11 protein-coding genes are annotated in these 17,402 nt (G+C 33.9%); all 11 read left to right on the plus strand.

Annotated elements, in window-relative coordinates; all coding sequences use genetic code 11:
• Positions 1 to 1,271, plus strand: a 1,271-nt coding sequence (locus AC5YGG_RS20015) for a complex I subunit 4 family protein (RefSeq protein WP_496146200.1), incomplete at its 5' end; no start/stop codon positions are given.
• A 151-nt stretch (positions 1,272 to 1,422) separates the two neighbouring features.
• Entirely contained in the window at positions 1,423 to 2,802 is a 1,380-nt protein-coding gene (locus AC5YGG_RS20020) for an NADH-quinone oxidoreductase subunit N (RefSeq protein ID WP_496146201.1), read from the plus strand.
• A 274-nt stretch (positions 2,803 to 3,076) separates the two neighbouring features.
• Complete coding sequence (locus AC5YGG_RS20025) at positions 3,077 to 3,580, plus strand: DUF4280 domain-containing protein (protein WP_496146202.1); 504 nt, start codon at positions 3,077 to 3,079, stop codon at positions 3,578 to 3,580.
• Positions 3,581 to 3,592: 12 nt separating this feature from the next.
• On the plus strand, positions 3,593 to 6,355 hold the full coding sequence (locus AC5YGG_RS20030) for a hypothetical protein (protein ID WP_496146203.1): 2,763 nt from the start codon (positions 3,593 to 3,595) through the stop codon (positions 6,353 to 6,355).
• Positions 6,356 to 6,446: 91 nt separating this feature from the next.
• Positions 6,447 to 7,481, plus strand: a complete 1,035-nt coding sequence (locus AC5YGG_RS20035; RefSeq protein ID WP_496146204.1) for an SH3 domain-containing protein — start codon at positions 6,447 to 6,449, stop codon at positions 7,479 to 7,481.
• Positions 7,482 to 7,650: 169 nt separating this feature from the next.
• Entirely contained in the window at positions 7,651 to 8,730 is a 1,080-nt protein-coding gene (locus AC5YGG_RS20040; protein ID WP_496146205.1) for a hypothetical protein, read from the plus strand.
• A 40-nt stretch (positions 8,731 to 8,770) separates the two neighbouring features.
• On the plus strand, positions 8,771 to 9,274 hold the full coding sequence (locus AC5YGG_RS20045; RefSeq protein ID WP_496146206.1) for a DUF4280 domain-containing protein: 504 nt from the start codon (positions 8,771 to 8,773) through the stop codon (positions 9,272 to 9,274).
• 17 nt (positions 9,275 to 9,291) lie between these two features.
• On the plus strand, positions 9,292 to 12,408 hold the full coding sequence (locus tag AC5YGG_RS20050; protein WP_496146207.1) for a peptidoglycan DD-metalloendopeptidase family protein: 3,117 nt from the start codon (positions 9,292 to 9,294) through the stop codon (positions 12,406 to 12,408).
• Positions 12,405 to 13,412, plus strand: a complete 1,008-nt coding sequence (locus AC5YGG_RS20055; RefSeq protein ID WP_496146208.1) for a hypothetical protein — start codon at positions 12,405 to 12,407, stop codon at positions 13,410 to 13,412. The genes AC5YGG_RS20050 and AC5YGG_RS20055 overlap by 4 nt, the downstream gene beginning before the upstream one ends.
• Positions 13,413 to 13,788: 376 nt before the next feature.
• Complete coding sequence (locus tag AC5YGG_RS20060; RefSeq protein ID WP_496146209.1) at positions 13,789 to 14,844, plus strand: hypothetical protein; 1,056 nt, start codon at positions 13,789 to 13,791, stop codon at positions 14,842 to 14,844.
• 232 nt (positions 14,845 to 15,076) lie between these two features.
• Positions 15,077 to 17,389, plus strand: a complete 2,313-nt coding sequence (locus tag AC5YGG_RS20065) for a GAF domain-containing protein (RefSeq protein ID WP_496146210.1) — start codon at positions 15,077 to 15,079, stop codon at positions 17,387 to 17,389.
• Positions 17,390 to 17,402 lie beyond the last annotated feature (13 nt).

Below are 17,402 nucleotides of genomic sequence, written 5' to 3' on the forward strand. Positions count from 1 at the left end.
TTCACTTCGGTATCGATGGGATGAGCATGCTTCTTTTATTGCTGACAAACATTTTGGCGCCAATCATTATTTTATCTTCTTTCAATGAAAATGTAAACTACAGAAATACATTCTACGGATTGATTCTGCTGATGCAATTCGGTCTTGTAGGAGTATTTACTTCTTTAGACGGATTATTGTTCTACATTTTCTGGGAAGTAACTTTGATTCCAATTTGGTTTATTGCCGGACTTTGGGGACAAGAGAATAAAAGGTTTGAATTTACTACGAAGTTCTTCGTATATACATTCGTAGGATCTTTATTTATGTTAGCCGGATTGATCTATGTGTACAACCACTCTGCATCATTCGCTTTAACGGATCTATACAATGCACAACTGAATGAAGTACAACAGACAGTGGTATTCTGGTTCATTTTCTTTGCTTTTGCAGTGAAATTACCAGTATTCCCTTTTCATACATGGCAGCCTGATACGTATACCTACTCTCCTACTCAGGGATCGATGTTGTTATCCGGTATCATGCTTAAGATGGCTGTTTATGGTGTAATGCGTTATTTACTTCCAATCACTCCACTTCCGATTGCAGGAATTTCAGGACAGATTGTAATCATCCTTGCTATTGTGGGAATTGTTCACGGAGCATTGATCGCAATCATCCAGACAGATATGAAGAGAATCATCGCCTATTCATCTTTCTCTCACGTAGGATTGATGGTAGCGGGTATCTTCGCTTCAGCAGTCGTTACTTTAAGAGGAACTTTCAATGTGGAAGGTGCTGAAGGAGCCTTAGTACAGACTTTCGCTCACGGTATCAACGTAGTAGGATTATTCTACTGTTGTGATATTTTATACAAGAGATTTAAATCAAGAGACATCAGACAAATGGGAGGTTTAGCTAAAGTAGCCCCTAAGTTTGCTGTATTGTTCCTGATTATTATATTAGGTTCAATGGGAGTTCCATTGACGAATGGATTTATCGGAGAATTTATTTTGCTGAAAGCAGTATATGATTTCAACGGAACGGCAGCAGTAATTGCTGGTCTTACGATCATTCTTGCAGCTGTTTATTTATTGAGATTCTACGGAAAAGCAATGTTTGGAGGAGGAAATGCAGAAGTATTGAGTACAGCAAAAGATTTATCTGGTGTAGAATTCTCTGTATTGGCAAGTTTAGCGGTTTTTGTGATCTTACTTGGTATTTTCCCACAACCGGTAATCGAAATGGTGAGTAGTTCAGTGAAGTTTATCTACACAGCGATGGCTAACTAAAAAATTAAAAGATTTAAAAATTAAAAAAATAAGAGATTAGAGAGAATAAAGATAAAAGACGAAGAGATAAGAGACAGGAACTTTTGAACTGAAACTTATACCTCTAAACCTTGAACTTTAAACTTCAGATCTCACATCTCAAATCTATATTATGAGTGTTTTAATTATTGTTTTCCTAACGGCAGTTATTGCGTTATTTTCAGGAGTTTTCGAACAGGGAAAATTCGCAAGATACATTGGGATTTTGGGTTTAATCATCGCATTGTATGTAAGCTTTATGCCTGAATGTTCGTTCTTCGATCAATACAAGCATATGTATGAATACAGTGCCAATACTGCATTATTTACAAAATTATCCATTGTAACAACTTTATTGTTATTCTTCTTGGGAGGTTTTGCATTCAGCAATCACAGAAGCCACCAATCAGAATTATATGCATTGATGCTGTTTGCATTATGCGGAGGGATTGTTCTTTTCGGATACCAGAACTTGGTAACGATGTTCTTAGGTGTTGAAATTCTTTCTATTCCGTTATATGTAATGGCTGGTGCCAACAAAACTGATCTGAGATCAAACGAAGCTTCGATCAAATATTTCTTAATGGGTGCATTCGCGACAGGTTTCTTACTTTTCGGGATCGCTTTTATTTACGGAAGTGCAGGAAGTTTCGATTTATATAGAATCCATGACTTTGGAGTAGCAAATACAGGAAATGTAATGTTCATTTTAGGGGTATTGCTTATTCTTTGTGCATTGGCTTTCAAAGTATCATTAGCACCATTCCATATGTGGAGCCCTGATGTATATACAGGTTCTCCTTCATTGATTACTGCTTTCATGGCAAGTGTTGTAAAAATTGCAGGTTTCTTCGCGTTGTTCAGATTAATGACAATAGGATTTGCCGGAGTTACCCACGAGTGGATTAATGTTCTTGGAGTATTCTTAATCATTACATTACTTTTAGCAAACGTTATGGGTCTTGCTCAGACGAATGCAAAAAGAATGTTGGCATACTCTTCAGTATCTCACGCAGGATACATCGGATTAGTATTCTTCGGAATGACAAGCCTTTCTACTTATAACTTAGCATTCTATTTATTCGCTTATTCGTTATCAACAGTAGGAGTTTTCATGTGTCTGATCTGGGTAGAGAAATTAAAAAGAGAAACTTCTTTCGGAGCTTTCAAAGGATTGGCAAAAACAGAACCTTTATTGGCAACAGTAGCAGCGATCTCTATGCTTTCAATGGCAGGAGTTCCATTAACTGCTGGTTTCATGGGAAAATTTGCTTTATTCTCCCAGGCAATGAACGGAGCGGCATTCTTAGTATTGGTAGCAGTATTAGGTTCTGCCTTATCTATTGCTTACTATTTAAGATTGATCATCGCGATGTTCTTCTTTAAAGAGTCAACCTTTAAATCATCAGAAAAGGTAACACTTACTTATAACATTGTTGCAGTAATAGTGATTGTATTGATCATCATTCTGGGAATCTTCCCGGATCTGTTTGCAAAAATGTTCGGATTGTAAAAAGTTATTCATACGATATCAAAAACCTTTCAGTTAACTGGAAGGTTTTTTTGTGTTTTATAGTGAATATCCATCTTCTTGTTCTTCTGAGTTTTTTAACCAAATTCAGCCTAAAACCAACCACATTAATTTTAAAATTAAGAATCATAGAAAACTTTAAACCAAGTTTATTAAATCAATTAAAAAAACGCTATATATCAACGTATTACATCAAAATAAAGTTTTAAGATTACCCACAAATTCATATCTTTAAATCTCATCAAAAAACACAAATATGTCTAAGATCTCGTCTGTTCATGACGGAAAATATTTCGTTATCCAAAAAGGCAGGGCCCAATGCAATCAAGGAAACAAATTTCCGCAGTTTAAAGTTACCTCTCATCAGAAACATTATTGGAATGACGATCAGGGACAGCCAGATTATTTAGCTGTTACCGAAGATGATCTTCAATTTACGCCTCCAGGTGCTAGTTTTGGTACGTGTAAATTAAAACCAAGTTCAGGAGGTTATCTTCCCTGTGCATTTGCCCCTGCCGGAAAATGGCAACAGACTTATGAGAAAGTAAAAGTTATGGATAAAAGTTGTGTCACTGAAATCTCCGAACTTATGTGTTCAACAGGAGGAAAAATTACGGTGAAAGAACACGGGCAAACAGCATCTATGAATAAGCAAAATATCAAAAATGCAGATCCGGATGAACAACACATGATCAATCCTTTTTTGAATTTTCAAGAATTTCAGGAGGAAATTGAAAATGAAGATAATATTTGCGAATAAAAAAGACAGGATATGGGAAAACTAACCATTATAGGAAATGCTAATCCTGTTATAGGAAAATTAGAAATGTACTCTATTTCTGCAATAAATAATTGGCTTCAGCCACTCTCTATTTCATCACCCTTACAGACGGCTAAAATACAGTGGGGAATTTTTGTTCAGGACGAGAATGGATGGCGAAGGGCAAAACATGATAAAGAAGGGCAAATGGTTCCCTACACATTCGGACAAAAAAGCCTTTTTCATAAAGCTATGAAAATTGTAGTGCAGTGTGGAAATGATATGGGAGAGCTCCTGATTCATCCGCAAAGAGCAAAAGAACCTAAAATTACCAGAGTAGAACTTCTTGATGTAAACTATAATCCAATTCCGAAAGGGAAAAGACTAAGCTATAAAGATACCATTATCGCAAGAGCACATTGTGTGGAAATGTTTAAAAAATCTGTATCATTTATCCTTTGGGAAGATGATGCTAAAGGTAAAGGACATGATCCAGTTATTAATGCTTTAAACAAAATCAATTCTATTCCACTCACAGGTTCTGTTAACCAATACGGGAAAACAGATGTGGTATTTCGTTTACCAATATATACGATGGCTGTACAAATCGCCAATGCACATATTGCTGCCGGAGATAAGAATGAAGGAGCAACCCATGAATATTATGTGACCGCTGAAGTTGTCGATAAAAAAATAATGAATGCCAGTCCTAATGTTAATGTTGCCAATCCTACTTATGATCCAACATCAACCCAGCCAAAACCAAAGCCTACTCTACAACAACTGCCCCAACAGAAAAAACCTGCTCCAACAAAACCGGACCCTATACCCGCTAAGCCAAAGCCCAATCCTGATTCAGATAAATTTCCACAGACTCCTGCTGCAAAAAAACAGGCAGATCCTGAAGGAAAAATTATCAGTGCTGAATTTACAGACGGAACAGGCAAAACACTTAAAAATGCAAAAATAGGAGATATTGTATCTATTAAAATAGTCACTCAGAATATGAAAGGTAAAACAGTGAATATAAAAATCTGGCAAGAAGATTTTTCACGCTATACCAATAACCTTTTGTATGAAAAGCCTGCTAAACTATTATATGACACCAATTTCCTAAATAATGTCAAACTAACAAAAGAAATATATGACAATAGCTATGAAACAGGAGAAGGAAGTGCACCTGAATATTTTATAGAAGTTATCCACAATGGAGTCTCAGTAGATTCTCCGGTAATTCCCGTGACATTGGATACACCGCCAACTAAGCCGGAGCCAACTAGAACAACCACAAGTATAAAGAAACCTCAAGAACCGGTAGACAAAAATAAATGTCCAAATTGTGATAAACCAATAACATTGCAACAATTAATCCAAATTATGGATATTATGGATCCCGAAGATTCTAAGAAAAAAGATAAACTTACTTTAAGTTCTAAAAATTATAAAATTGCACAAACACATTTAGACGGACTTAATCAATTATTACACATTTATGATTTAGATCATTGTATTCAGAAAGCCCATTTATTAGCTCAAATATGTGAAGAAACAGGTTTTTATAGTGTAGAAGAAGGTTTTAATTATACTCAAGTGAATGCGAAGACAACTTTTAATGCATACTTTAGTAAACATCCGGGAGATCTCAAAAAATATGCTAGAGAAGAAGTAAGTTCGCCTGCCATGCCTATTGCTACCAGAATTGAAATGGCTAACAAAGTATATGGACCAGAAGTAGAAAAAGATTTACATTTGGGGAATAAATATGATACTGATGGATATTCTTTTAGAGGAAGAGGTCTGATTCAAATAACTGGACGAGAAGTTTATACAAAATTTAATGAGTTTTATGAACAAAATTATCGTCCGAAAGCTAAATCTGCCGGAGCTTTAAATTTTGTTACTAATCCAGATTTAGTTTTAAGTCCCCCTTGGAGTGCTTTAAGTGCAATATATTACTGGAGCGCAAGAGGTATTACCCCCCTAGCAGCAGAAAATAAAGAATCAGTACAAACAGTAACCAAAAGAGTTAATAAAGCATTAAAACATTTAAAACGGAGACAAGCTTTTTTTGAATCTGCAGTTAAAGTTTTAGAAGTCAATAAATGTAAACCTGTTGAACTACAGAAAGAACCAAACAATAAAAGCATAACAACTTATGATAAAGCTTATTCTGCGGATGACAAAACAGCTTATATAGATATTATACAACCATTTAATAGGCTAACAGTAGGCTTGCTGGTTATTTTTGATAACACCGGAGTATTATTTAAATGTTATGCCTTCGCTCATGGTACTGGCGGGACTAATAGATTAGGGGGTGGTAAGTATGGAGATATCCCCACTGGACGTTGGGCAATAAGTTATTCTAAACGACATGTTGGAGAACTTGCTTTTGGAAACCATGGAGTTTTCGATATGACAGGAATTGACGGAGAAGCGAAAAAAGCCATGGATAATGGACGGGATGGTATTTTAATTCACTGTGGTCATACATATGGCTGGCGCAAAAAAGTGAATGGCAAAAAGGAAGCAGATGCTATTAATGATAAAGGTTCTTTAATGGTAACCCATGGATGTGTCAGAGTTTATAATGATGATATGCCTCAATTAATAGAAATCTATAATAATCTAAAAAAATCAGGAAAAAAAATAATAGCTTATGTGGAAGATGTCACTGAAGATGAAATGGAAAATAAAGTTTACAAAGCTTATGGAACCATAAGAGATCCAAAAGATTATAAAAGAAAGACAAGTAAACCAGATGACTCACAATAAGTTTTTAAAAGCTGTAACTATGAAACATAATATTCTTATCGCATTTTGTTCTTTACTACTAGTATGTTGTTCTAAATCAAAAAGCCAAAATATGCAAACAATAAAAGAAGACCTTCCCTATTCTGATGATGATTTAAAGAAATATATGCCTCATATGGTAGAGGTATTAAAAAATGGATATTATCAATTTCCAACCCATGAAGATTTTCGTCAGAAAGTTTTGGATTATTACTCAATAGATATTGATACTTGTAAGTTTAATGATAATGAAACAAAAGATACAGGATATTCAGATGTTATCTTTGTTAATGAGCGTTTTATTTCAACATACCAGACATGGGAAGAGTTTGATAAAACAGTCTATAAAGAAGGAGTTCCTAAAGATGAAGACTTTTACATGTTAAATTTCAATAAACTGGTTTTTACTAAAGATCCTTCTGCTTTTACAGTCTTTCTTCAAAAAGACAGTAATTACCTCTATAGTATCATTGCGAGAACAGGGTTTTATCTCAATGAAAATATGTTGAAAACGGCTATAAATAGTATTGGCATATATAATAAAGATAATATATATGAACTTGTTTTTGATCAGTACAAGCCTGAAGGACAAAAATTAAGAAAAAAAATATTAGAAGGTATAGGAAAATATAAACCTGATGCCTTAACAACATTAATTTCTTCATTTCCATCGGAAAATAAAAACTTGGGATACACACAATTTACAAAGGATGAAGAAAATGAAATTATCGCTAATATTTTAAATGAATTAATTAAAAGTGACAATGAGGCTGATGTTAATTTTTACTTTGATAATCATTCAGATTATATGAATATACTAAAATCTAAAAAGTTTTATAATTTCCCATTATTGGAAAAAGCTGTTAAAAATTATATTCCTCAAAAACAAAGAGATGTAGGGACAGATGAGATTCACACAGCTATTGTAAATGATCCCGACGGTTACACCAATCTAAGAAAAGAAAAAAATACATCCTCAGATATCTTACAAAAGGTAAAATCTGGTGAAAATATTGAAGTGTTGGATAATTCTGGCGAGTGGTTTCTAGTAAAAACTAAAGAAGGAAAACAGGGATATATTCATAAGAGCAGGATAAAATCAGAATAGAGAAAATTTTCATTCAAATCAAGTATGTTCAAAGTATAAAATCACTCCCCATTTTCAGGGATAATTACTTTATAAAAAAGATCTGGAAGGTTTTTTGTGAGATTTTTTATAAATTACGTCAGGAAACTTTTTTTGTATTTTAAACAATAATCATTAATTACCAAATCACATGATTACCTATATGACTCTTCCGGGCGATACGTTGGAAAAGATTGCTTCTGACCTTAAAATAGAGAACCCGGATTATCTCAAAAAATTTCACAACAAGCACTGCGCTGTATACGACAGACTTGTAGAACCCGTACAATTAAAATCCGGTACACTTCTTTTGATTCCCTTTGGAGATGAAATCAGTAGTCTGAATAAAGAGATCAATGAAAATGGTGACAGCTTATACTTTCATCCGCCACAAGGAAAAATTAAATATTCGATTCCTTTATTGAGCGGTATTTATAATATCAGCCATAAAAAGTTACAAGATGGTGAAATACAATCCAGCTATCAGTATCAGACAGAACTTAAATATCTGAGAGCAGAAGAAAATGATCATTTCCTCTCATTACAGATTTTCGGATCCAGAAAAGACGGAATAGAATCCGACTCCAAAGTTTCCAGTCTTGCCAAAGCATGTGCAAACCTACTCTTTCCCGTAGAAATCAAGGTAAATAAAACCGGAACACTTACAGATGTAAAATTCTTTCATCCGAAACCAGTGATCAAAGATGAATTAGAAGCGCTGAAAAAATATTTCACGGATAATATTTCAGCTTCTTATATCGATCAGATGAAGAGAAAGGTTGAGGATAAAGATGATATTTTGAAAAGTATGAGACATACATTACCCGTTCAGTTTCTTTTTGGAGCTTTCTATAAGGCAACCTATAATGAATGGACAGATTCTGAGGTTTACCACGAGTTTATTCCGTGGCTCACCAATGCCTCTCCTATCCGTTTTGAGCTCCACAACCGAATTTTTCCCAAAAATCAAAACAATGATAATGATGTTTTGAAAATCACACAAACCGGAAATAGCCGTGATTATCGGGATCTTAACCAGCTTTATGATAAAAACCATGACTATTATGAACAGTCAGTACCTAGCAACAATTCTATTAGCTGTCGTCACGAAGCCGAATATATCTTTGACCGAACAAATTTAATGATTCAGAAAATTACAGGAAATTTTGAATTATATATTGGCGATGTAACAGAAAATGAAGTTTTTATAATGGAAAAGCAATTAAAATAAATTAGTATCTTTGAAGCAACACCAATAAAAAACGCAAAATATGTCCGGATCCGCATCACCACATGACGGAAAACACTTTGTAATACAGAAAGGGAAAGCTCAATGTAATCAAGGTGATCAATTTCCACAGTTTAAAGTAACATCTCATCAAAAACATTATTGGAATAATGAGGAGGGGCAGGCAGATTTTCTGGCGGTCACTGAACAGGATCTTCAATTCAATCCTCAAGGTCCAAGCTTTGGAAAATGCAAACTGAAACCATCAGCAGGAGGATATCTTCCCTGCGCTTACGCTCCCGCTGGAAAATGGCAGAAGACCTATGAAAAAGTAAAGGTAATGGGCAACAGCTGTGTCACTGAAATTTCAGAGCTCATGTGTTCTACAGGCGGTAAAATCACCATCATGGAACATGGGCAGACCGCAGCTATGAACAAACAGAATGTAAAAAAAGCAGATCCACAGGAACAGCATAACATCAATCCTTTTGTAGATTTCAAAGAATTTCAGAAAGAAACGGAAGGTGATGAAGTGGACGCCTATTAACCTTAAACTTTTCGGTCATGTCAAAACAAGGAATTTATAAAATATCGGGGAATACAAAACCAAAAGTAGGTGAGCTGGCTACTTATAGAATTGATGAGTGGTATCCTGCCACACCAATGCACAAAAGGAATCCGGCACTCGTTACCTGGCATTTATTTAAAAAGGTAAACGGAAAATTTGTTCCTACTACGATCAAGAAAGTGGGAATAAGCAGCTTTACTTTTAATACAAATGCTTACAAAGATACCTTCAGAGTGGAAGCTTATCTTCATAGTCCGGAAGAAAGAGCACCTATGGCACTTGAGGTACAGCCACAGCCTAATGATGTTCCTAAAATTAATAAAGTAGAATTAAAATATATAGACGACACCCCTGGAACCGTTTTCAGTTTTACAGAAAAACTGGTTGCAGAAGCCAGTTGCATGAACCTGGAAGGTCAATATCTGATGTTTACTCTTTGGGAAGATGATGCCAGAGATTCTGGGCATAATAATCGTAATCAGTCTATAGACAATAAGAGAGCAAAAGTCATTAATGGAACTGCCAGAGCTGAATTTATGCTAACCAAAGCACTTATGAGGAAAGCGATGGAAGGAGAAACTGATCCTCAGCAAATGGAATTCTATGTAACTGTAGAATACTATGCCCATAAAAAACATGCAACCAATAATGTAAATATCAACACCCCTGCAGAACTGCGTACTCCTGCAGGGCAACCACAACCGCAGCCTCAACAACCTGCGCCACAGCCACAACAGCCGGCTCCTCCGCCTCAACAACCACAGCAACCTCAACAACCAACTCCTAGTCCAAATCCTACTCCAGTCCCTGATCCTGTATCAGCCCATGGACAAGCTCATAATACTCAGCCGGCAACACCGCCGCCATCCGGTGGAATATCTCCTACTACTGTCAATCCAGTGAAGGTTGAAGAACTTCTGGATGCTTATTTTGCAAAAAAAGAATATACCAAGCAAACCGGAGAGGAAGATGGTACTCATACCTATACTTTCGGAGGAAGCAAAAGTGGTAACAAAACCTCTACTGCCGAAGAGAAAAATAAAGTGGCTCAGACTATCCTTAATAAAGTTAAAGACAGCCTGAAAGCTCAGAAAAAATACACCACTCTGGAAATAATTGCAGCATCATTGACTGCTCAGGCTTACGGTAAAGATACAACCAATGAAAAAACCGTTACTTTTAAAACGTTTAAACTAGGTGCAGACTTTAAAAAAGTAGACAGCGCTCCATTGGATGAAAAATTATACCTGGTAGCCAGAACTATGTTGCTGGAAGCAAAACAGGTGACTATTTCTATTAAAGAAAAAGATGGTCTCATTAAAGGTGCTCCAGACTCTCTTCTTCCTGTTCTTGAAATTACTGAGGAACAAATGGAACAAAAAACTCCAGCCGGTCAAGCAGTTCCTGGAACTGAAAAAACAATGTTCACTGGTACTGTAAAAGATAATATAGTCAAAATTCCGATCCATCTTCGTCCAAAATCTGAAGATGATTTGAAACAATGGAAAGATAAAATCAGCAAAGGAAAAGAAGACGGAACTTACATCTATACATTCGGAGGACCAACCAACATAACTAATGAAACCCAAAAAGCATCCATAGCTAAGGTTATTCTTGCCAACGCCCAAAAAGGAAATTCCAAAAATCCTAAAATAGAAAGCGGAAAAACGTCCAGCGAAGAAGAAATCAAAAAAGTTTTAGAAATAAAGAACTATAGTGAAGGAAACACTATTACCTTTAAATTACTGAAAAAAGTACCGGAATTCCTATACCTTCACGCTAAAGCACAGGGAGAAAAACAGCATGATAAAGAATTCCTTAAAAAAGAAGGAGCTTATTTCCAAATAGGTAAGAAATGTGATTGTGAAGCAAGAGTAAGAGCATTTATAAGAATGCTACGTGTGGGAGAAGGCACCGGAGAAATCATTAAGTCTTATGATAGAAAACAGAAAAAAATCATTTATATTCCTCATGATTTCCAGAGAGGATATACTATAGCATTTGCAGGTAATACAATCACAGATTTAAGCACTCACCCTCAACTTGTCTACAAAGGTAAGAATGACAAAGAAGGATCTTCTGCGGCAGGCGCTTATCAGGTAATGAGATACACATGGTGGGAACTATCTGGATTTGAGGTCGTAAAGAAGAAAAAAACAGGCAGATATTTTGAGGAAAGAGATCTTTTGAAAAAATATAAAATTCCAGACTATACACCTGAATCTCAGGATAAAATATGTATTGCTCTGATGCAAAAACAAAGAGAAGATCTTCTTGGTAAAATAATAGCCAATAAAATTAGAGAAGCCATACAGCAGGATGCCTGCTACATCTGGGCAAGCTTACCGGAAACAGAAACAGAAAGTCACTATTTTTACAATGGCTCCAGGCAACCTGCAACACCTTTAACTACCTGCATTGAACATTATGAGCAGTTCCTACAAGAAGAACTGAAGGGAAATACTAATCTACATTTAAAAGAAGGCTTCTTAAAAGATTTTGGAGTAAAATGTTGTAATGAAGGTGAAGAATCATCAGGAGTATGTCCGGATGACAGATCCCAATGTTTTGAATATTCAGATGTGGTATCAAGTCCAAAACTTAACAACCAAAGTGATAATGTGAATAAGAACAGATGGCATCGTACAAAACGTTATAATAGCACCCATCCCGATGGATATTATCACACTGGAACTGATATTCTGGCATCTTCAGGCACAGCAGTAAAATCAATGATGTGTGGAACGGTATCTGATTTGGTAAAAACATTTTCTGCAAATGAGTACAGAGAGAATAGCCTCGGTAATTATATTGTGATTAAATCAAAAGATAAAAATGGTAATGATGTCTATATAAAGTACTGCCATTTAGATGAAGTTTCTGTTATTAAAAACCAAAAAGTAAAACATGGTGATACAATTGGTAAATCAGGAAGTACCGGAAATGCAGCTTCAGTTTATAAAAACGGTAAACTTATTCATGGTATCAATCCTATTTACAGACATATACATATAGAAGCTGCTACAAGCTCAAGTTTTGGAGCTACCCGCATAGATCCAGAACAATTTATGAAAACAAAATTTGACGAAACTACAAAAGGAAACCCAAAATGAGAATAAAATTCATATTACTCCATTTATTATTTTTTCTATTCATGCTTAGTTGCAATGGACAAGAAAAATCGACAACATCTATATCTAATAAGACCGACAAAGTAAAACCTTCGTTAACAGATAATTTTAATAAAACTTCAAATTTATATTTTGATTCAGAAAAAAAACTAATTTTCTCTTCTTCTATAATTAAAGAATTAGGAAAATTTACTGTATACTATATTCCGAACTCAAAACAGGAAATTAATTACTATCAAGATTTTGAAAAGAACAATCATATTATACCTTTATATGATGAAGAAAATTCATTGAATTATTATTCTGCCAGTGATCAGAAAAAAATTAATAAAATTCTCAAAGAAAAAGTAAAAGCTGAAAAAGACTTTAAAATTATTGGAACATTCATTCCCAAAAATTTCATTACCATAGAGAATGCTGACGAATACAATCTAAACTTTCCTTATTTACAACAATACTATCAAAAAGAAAATGGGAAATGGATTTATCTTTCTGAAAAAAAAATCATAAATGCTGAAGATGAAATATCATCCAATTCTAAAAATAATCTTTTGTCTATATCATCAGACAAAAAAGAGACTAAAAACCAAAATTTACAATACTATCCTAATGGAACCTGGCAAGTAGACTGTAAAACAGGTGCAGGGAATATATCTATTGCTGATAAAGAAGCATCTTTAACACTCCTATACAACCAAGTTTATATCGATATGAAAGAACTCAAAAGATATGACTCTGAAAAGGGAATTGCTTATACATTAAAAGAAATTCCAGAAGACGTAGGGAATATAGGAAGAGATTTGAACTGGAATGAATATATTAATAATGAACCTATAGCATACATTAAAATGATTGATGATAATACCATGTATTTTTATTGGTATGGTTTCTATAATAAAAAAAATAAAAAAAGAGAGTTTAAAGAATCTAGCTTCCAACAGGAAAGTAAAGCAAAAGAAATCATTCTAAAAAAATGTTCTCCTTAAACAATAGTCTTTAGTAAAATATTATACACTGCCGGAATTCCAATACTTCTGTTCTATACAGAAATCAAAGTCGAGATCAACCATTATATAGAAAAGAATATGATGACCCAGGCAGTACTCTTGTTAATATAAAGGGTAACAAAAAAGATTTATTGATTACATTATATAAAAAAGATAAAGAATTCTATGGAACATCTAATGTTATAAAAGATTCCGAACAATATAATTCTGCAAGAATAAAAAGTAATACTCCTTAACAATCTTATAAATTCTCTCCAGAATAAAATAAAAATTAAAACCCAATATAAGTGATAGGCAATATTTTTATTTGTCTAGAAAAATCGAATTCACTAAATAGTACACCATAAAAATGTATATGAGAAACCTTTTAATTTTATTTTTATTGGCATGTATTTCTTGTAAAAAAGCTAATTTATTAAACACCACAAATGAAAAAAATAGCATAGGAAGTACCATAAATAATACAAAAGAAAATTTATATACAGAAGTTTTAAATGTTAGTAAACAAGCTGATTACGATCTAAACAAGCCATTTCAAAAGCTAGATTTAAATCATAATTCTCTTACTGTAAAAATTAGGTATCTCTCTGAAAGAGCTTATATTTCTATTGAAAATAATAAAAAAGAATTTGTTTCCTGGAAGCCTGCTCATATCAATTTTTTTTATGATACCTCACTTGAACTTGCAGAGAAGGACATCCATATTTTGTTGAAAGAAAATAATCCTTCTGAAGGATATTTGTTATTGCCATCGTTTACAGAACAGTTTTCTACTTATTCTCTTTATCATTTTAAGAAAGATACACTTAATTTTATAGGAACATATGAAGTTTCAGAATTTGTGAAAGGCACTTTTTCTTTTGATGAAAACTCTAAAAATGTATATATACACTCCTCTCCTTCTAAAAAATTAAAACTTAATAAAATTGAACAAAATCAGGACGAAAAATTTGACAATATTAATGAAGATATCAAATTATTAGATGGAAAAGTAGATGAAAAAACATATCCATCAGATTTAAAAGGAACCTGGGCAGTAATTTGTGAAAATGAATTAACTGAATTAGAAATCAATAAAAATGAAGGATTTTTATCTTTATACAGTGTAAATGCTATCTATATTAATCTTAAAGTAGAAAAAAGTTCAAACAAAAATGAATATATTTTAAAGTATGCAAGTGTTTCTTCACAGCGTCATTACTACGAAAATGAATTAAAAATTGTGGATGAAGATATAGATAAAAACAAACCTATTGGAAAATTAACAGTATTAGAAAATGGAAAAGCGAATTTAGATTGGATAGGCTTATATAATCGTAAAAAACAAAAACTAGAGTTTGTTGGAAAAGATTTCTTATTAATAAGCGAAAACGGAGGAAAAACACCGCTGATTCTTGAGTCTTGCAAATAATGTAAATAGGCAGAAAAACTATTCTTTATCGTTTTCTATTAACTATATTTATAATAAATCACCCACAACTATAGTATTATCAAAAAGTAAATCACAAACATATCATGTTCTATTCTTTTTAAGAATTTCTTTACAAAAATAGAGCAAAACTGCTGGTAAAGATTATAATTACCCATCCGAATCTCATTTGGAAATAGTCTTTTTTTCATAACTTTACTCTAAATTTCAGTTGTTGGCAAATTTCTATAAAAAAGACGCTCCATTTAAGATTTTCATCTCATTCAAAAAGTATTTGGATGTTTTGGAACATATCCGTTATAATGACCGTCTGGAATATCGTGTCAACTATGTGGAATCCCTGATTGAAAAGACCAAAAACTTTCAGGAACTGAAAGAAGGATTTCAGGATGTTTCATTATTGGAAAAAAATGAGGAGCTCATCAGGCTTCTTCTTGCCGACCTCTTCCCTACAGGGCTTACCCACAATGAAATCAAGGCAGCAAGCATTCCGTTTTCAAATATTACCTTTAATTATACACAACGTTTTAAAAACATCCTTAAAGATGCCGGAAAAAACTTTGAAATAGAAATTAGAAACATAGATGATGACGAAATGTACATATTTTGTTGTTGCCTTATTCTGCAGAATTATTTCAAAAAAGACATCAGAACTACCATCCCGCTTTATTTTGATATACCGGATAAAAACGGAATCATGAAGCATTATAAAATTACGGTAAACTCTGATTATACTGAGATTTTCCCTACCGAAAGGGCCAAAATTCCAACAGATGATATTTTAGATATGCTGCTGGAAAATATGGACGATGCTAAACTATGGAAAAAATATTTTCCCTCTGAAGCATGGATTTTAAAAGGTTTTACAATTATATCCCTTGTTGACTGTACTTCGGAAGTTGCTTTGTCTGACCTGAAATCAAGTATGATCAAAATAGATCTTGAAAACCTGACTCCTGATGAAAATCTCATCGAGATCTTTAAGTCGTATTTTGAAGTTCCCGAGCTTAATTTCGGGCTGATGCTTTTCAACAAAAAAGATCAGAAACTGGAGAAAGTTCCTATTTATGAGAATGTTTTTACCAACCATATTCTTGATTTTTGGATCAATACTTTTGATGAGGAAATCCGTAAAACGACTTTCAATAATTTAAGTCATAATTCCAAGCCAATTGTTATTTCCAATGTGGACAATCTGGATGAAAGTATTAAGCAGCTTTCGTCTTTCAGTATCTTAAAGAATAATAACATCAACAGCTTTATGGTGATTCCTATCATGCAGGATAATGAACTTCTTGCCATTATGGAATTTACTTCGCCTGTTGCCGGAAGTTTCAATGGTTTGAAGCTTAAAAAAATGGAGTTTTTCACTGATATGATGCTGTTTTCACTTAACAGATTCAGCTTTGAGAAAAATTATCAGATTGAAGCCATTATCCAACGGGAATATACCTCTATTCACAACAGCGTGGTATGGAAATTCAGGAATGAAGCGGAAAAATACTTCACCGCGTCACTTGGTAAAAAAATATACACCCTTAAGGAAATTTCATTTAAAAATCTTACGCCATTGTTTGGAGTTTCAGACATTCGTTCTTCTTCTGAAAAACGTTTCAATCTGATGGTTGAAGATCTTAATCAACAAATTGAATGGCTTAAAAATATTCTGACATTAACGAATTCTGATTCGGAAAAATTTCTTCTTGCTCTTGAGGTTTTTGAGAATGAACTGAACCATGAAATTAAAGCAGATACAGAGCAACGCTTTCAAAGATTACTGAGAGACGAAATACACCCTTTTTTACAGGGAAAGCTGGAAGTAAGAACGTCCCAGGAAATTAAATCAGTGATTCAAAATTACTTTGCACTCGTATTGAATCAAACCGATTTGTTTTATAATCACCGAAAAGATCTGGACAATTCCATCACTTTAGTCAACAGAAAACTGGCTGATATGTTGGATGAAAATCAGGATAAGGCTCAGCAGATTTTTCCGCATTACTATGAAAGATTTAAATCTGACGGTGTAGAGCATAATTTGTACATAGGACACACAATTGCTCCGGATTTGCATTACACTTCAAAAGTTGTTCACAAGCTTCGATACTGGCAATTAAAGACCATCTGTAAAATGGAAATCGAATTCCAGTCATTTAAAAAAGAGCTTCCTATTCACCTGGACATAGCTTCTCTGATCTTTGTTTATAACGAGAAAATAGACATCCGTTTTAGAATGGATGAAAAACGATTTGATGTAGACGGAGCCTACAATTCTTATTATGAGATTATCAAAAAACGTCTGGATAAAGCTCATGTCAAAGATTCTTCTGAACGTATTACCGCTCCCGGAAAGATCACCATTGTTTATTTCGGAATGGAAAATCAGAAGGAATATCTGGAATACATTGCCAAACTCCAGAAGAAAGGAATTCTGGAACACGATATAGAATTTCTGAAAGTTGAAGATCTACAGGGAATAACGGGATTATTAGCATTAAGAGTCTCATTATGCCAGCATTCATTCTGAACAATCTATCAAA

This window comes from Chryseobacterium sp. CS2K3 (assembly GCF_059515185.1).

Excerpts from the sequence above, each read along its gene's own strand:
- AC5YGG_RS20020 (WP_496146201.1), top strand. The coding sequence starts at position 1,423 with ATGAGTGTTTTAATTATTGTTTTCCTAACGGCAGTTATTGCGTTATTT.
- AC5YGG_RS20025 (WP_496146202.1), top strand. The coding sequence starts at position 3,077 with ATGTCTAAGATCTCGTCTGTTCATGACGGAAAATATTTCGTTATCCAA.
- AC5YGG_RS20030 (WP_496146203.1), top strand. The coding sequence starts at position 3,593 with ATGGGAAAACTAACCATTATAGGAAATGCTAATCCTGTTATAGGAAAA.
- AC5YGG_RS20035 (WP_496146204.1), top strand. The coding sequence starts at position 6,447 with ATGCAAACAATAAAAGAAGACCTTCCCTATTCTGATGATGATTTAAAG.
- AC5YGG_RS20040 (WP_496146205.1), top strand. The coding sequence starts at position 7,651 with ATGATTACCTATATGACTCTTCCGGGCGATACGTTGGAAAAGATTGCT.
- AC5YGG_RS20045 (WP_496146206.1), top strand. The coding sequence starts at position 8,771 with ATGTCCGGATCCGCATCACCACATGACGGAAAACACTTTGTAATACAG.
- AC5YGG_RS20050 (WP_496146207.1), top strand. The coding sequence starts at position 9,292 with ATGTCAAAACAAGGAATTTATAAAATATCGGGGAATACAAAACCAAAA.
- AC5YGG_RS20055 (WP_496146208.1), top strand. The coding sequence starts at position 12,405 with ATGAGAATAAAATTCATATTACTCCATTTATTATTTTTTCTATTCATG.
- AC5YGG_RS20060 (WP_496146209.1), top strand. The coding sequence starts at position 13,789 with ATGAGAAACCTTTTAATTTTATTTTTATTGGCATGTATTTCTTGTAAA.